This is a genomic window from Bacillus sp. 05T31, assembly GCF_056396725.1.
Genome location: NZ_JBFTMA010000565.1, coordinates 1 through 2,984, shown reverse-complemented (window position 1 = coordinate 2,984; position 2,984 = coordinate 1). Strand labels below are relative to the sequence as shown.

At 30.7% G+C, this 2,984-nt stretch carries 3 protein-coding genes; all 3 read right to left on the bottom strand.

Annotation, left to right across the window (positions count from 1 at the left end):
- Window positions 1-887, bottom strand: an 887-nt coding sequence (locus AC1DJR_RS24270) for a DUF4179 domain-containing protein (RefSeq protein ID WP_477003695.1), incomplete at its 3' end; no start/stop codon positions are given.
- A 3-nt stretch (window positions 888-890) separates the two neighbouring features.
- A complete protein-coding gene (locus tag AC1DJR_RS24265) occupies window positions 891-1,421 on the bottom strand; it encodes an RNA polymerase sigma factor SigX (RefSeq protein ID WP_002016748.1) in 531 nt (176 codons plus the stop codon).
- A gap of 404 nt (window positions 1,422-1,825) precedes the next feature.
- Window positions 1,826-2,572 (bottom strand): CPBP family intramembrane glutamic endopeptidase, encoded by a 747-nt coding sequence (locus AC1DJR_RS24260; RefSeq protein ID WP_377864976.1) that lies wholly within the window; start codon window positions 2,570-2,572, stop codon window positions 1,826-1,828.
- Window positions 2,573-2,984 lie beyond the last annotated feature (412 nt).

Here is a 2,984-nt window from a genome sequence, read left to right as displayed (position 1 = left end):
TCTAAAGTAAGGGGCTGTTTAAAATCGTCTTTTCCTCCAGAAACTATAACAAATGTAGCAACACCTTCGGGTTTATCATTATCACGAATACCTACATCATTTAATTTTTTACCTGCTGCCATAAGTTCAAAAGGAAGACGGTCATCTGAATCATGGATAAATGATAGTCTCCCTTCATGTTTAATCTCAGGGTTTTCCTCTTGTTGCCCATTAATTTTACCATCACTTTCGAGCTCTAATCCTGATGTATCAAATTCAAATGGTACTAAACTTCCGTCAGCTTTTTCCATTCTATAATGAAATGATATACGTGAATCTGCGATATATAATTCTTTGAAATGTACAGTAATACCTTGATCTGTAATTTTTTCATCAATAGGAATATATTTACCATTCTTCATCATATCTTGTGTGACACCATTTTCATCTTGTATTCCTTCATTTACAACTTTATCATTTGTAATTGCATCAGAAAAATATGAGGCAACATTTGTAGCCGCTACTTGTACTTGTGGAATCATTGCTGTTGTGAAAAGTGCTGCTGCAGCTACTGCTGTATACATGAAACGTTTTGATTTTTTACTCATGTTTGTAAAGAGTCCCTTCTTATGTTGTTTTTTGTGATTTATATTAGAAACATTGTCTAGCTTGGAACGATTTTCAAATGTTTTCCATGCTTGTTCTATATCAATTTTGATTTCTTGTGGTGAATTTACAGATTCTTCATCTAGTATTACGTTTTCCCATTGATTTAATTTGCTGATTTCTACTAATAAATCTTGGCATGCTTCACATGTATCTAGGTGCTTTGTGAATTCCTTTCTTATATCATGAGAAAGTTCTCCATCAATATATGTTTGAATAAATCCGATATCATAACATTTCATTTGTTATGCCTCCTCCATTTGTTTATAAATCTTGCGAAATTTCATTTTGGCTCGGACCAATAATGTTCCAATAGAAGATATTTCAATTTGAAGTATTTCTGCAATTTCTTTATATTGGAAACCAGAGAATTTCATTAGTAAAAGGGTTCGTTCTCGATCATTCATTTTATTTAGTATCGTTTGTACCTTTGTAATTTCCTCTTTTCTTATCCAATCATCGTCTAATGATGAAACATTTTGTACTTCATGGTATTGTATTTCTTTATCAATCTTCGCTTGTTGCCTTTTTTCAGATCGCAAATGGTTATAAGCTACATAAGTAGAAGATTTAATCAACCATCCAGGTATGTTTTCAATTACTTTCCAGTCGCTACGATATAATTGTAAAAACACTTCTTGTGCTAACTCTTCAGCGATAGATTGATCTTTAACAATCCATATAATCTGTTTCACAGCATAAGCATAGTACTGCTTAAATAAATCTTCAAAAGGCATATCAGAAGCATGACTTTCTTCATTTTCTATGGTTAACATGTTAGTTTAAACCTCACTTTCAATTTGATGCCTGTATTATAGAGAAACCAGAAAAACGGATTTTGTGACAGTTTTTCTGGTTATTTTTTTATTATGTACTAAAAAAAGCATTCATCTGATTAAAAGATAAATGCCAAAAGGGAAATGAAAACATAAAACTATAACTCTTGCAGTAGTTTTCTATTAATGGGGTACCGCCACATCGCTATCAAGCTAATAAAAAGAAATGCCCCTTAGAATGAAAAAAACGCCATCCTTTCCTATGATTCTACAGAAAGAATAACGTATTTTTTCATTTTAGGGGAATAATTAATCTCTTAAGTTGATGAGCATGCAGCAAGCCCCTTTAAAGGTAATATTGTGGTACCAGGCTGCCCTCTATACTGAAAAGGTAATATCACAACTCAAACTGCTATATTTATTTCCTGTCGAATACACTCTTTTTTATTAGCACGTTTCCATAAATATATGGTGTAGAAGAATAAAATTGCAATAATAATATATGCAAAAAGCGACGAGGCTTGAACATTCCCCATAAAATTAAAGAAATTATTAAAAGTGTGGAAAGTAATGGGGATAATAATTGATTGCTTATTTACGATAAGTAAGGACAGAACAAGTCCAACTAAAAATGCATATATGATTTGTAAAATGGTATCTTCAATAGACTGCCCACCAATTAGTTGTAATAAATGGGTGATACCAAACAAAAAACTTGAAATCAAAACTGATTTTTTTATCCCCTTTGAAAACAACATTTTGAGCATAAATCCACGAAAAAAGATTTCCTCAATAAATGCAACAACAAAAAATTGCATGATAAACATAAAAAATAAGTCAGATACCGATGTTGTGTTTAATCCTTTATTACCAAGTAGTATTACTAATAGAACAAGCACTAATGGGGAATTTAATAAAATGGTATTCTTCATTGAATTATTTAACTTAATATCAAAGAAATAGAATTTCCACTTGTTCTTTATTGTTAAATATATTAAAATTCCCACTGCTAAAGGAACAAGTCCAATAAATTGTAATACTGGACTGGATGGCTTAGTAATAATTTGATAGGCCCCGTTAAGCGTGTAAAAAATCATTAATAAAAATTCTAACCCAATAATTTTTAAAACAATATTCTGATTTACCTTCATCTAGAATCCTCCCCTATTTATCGATTTGAGCATTTTTCTTTTGGATTACTGCACTGTTACTATTTATAGATTAATAGTAACTTATTAATTCATCAAATAATTTACTGATTTTTCAAAAAAATATAGTATAAAACACTTTATTGTCCTCATGATAAGGTAAACAAATACCTCAAACGAGAAAATTGATCTCTTCAAATTGAAAATATATAAAATTCCTTTTTGGGGGTTTTATATATTTTTTTAGTTGATGGCGATGTGGGGAGACCCCACATCCATCAACTTAAGGTATCTTTTTATACAAAATGTGGTTTTTTCACGTAGTCTTTTATTATCTTTTATAGATAGCATAAAAGTAGGCACATCAAATAAACCCTGACGGGTTTTAAATTTTTCGCTATGCTACCTGATGGGC

Coding starts and splice junctions, on each gene's coding strand:
- AC1DJR_RS24265 (WP_002016748.1), bottom strand. CDS start 1,421: ATGTTAACCATAGAAAATGAAGAAAGTCATGCTTCTGATATGCCTTTT.
- AC1DJR_RS24260 (WP_377864976.1), bottom strand. CDS start 2,572: ATGAAGGTAAATCAGAATATTGTTTTAAAAATTATTGGGTTAGAATTT.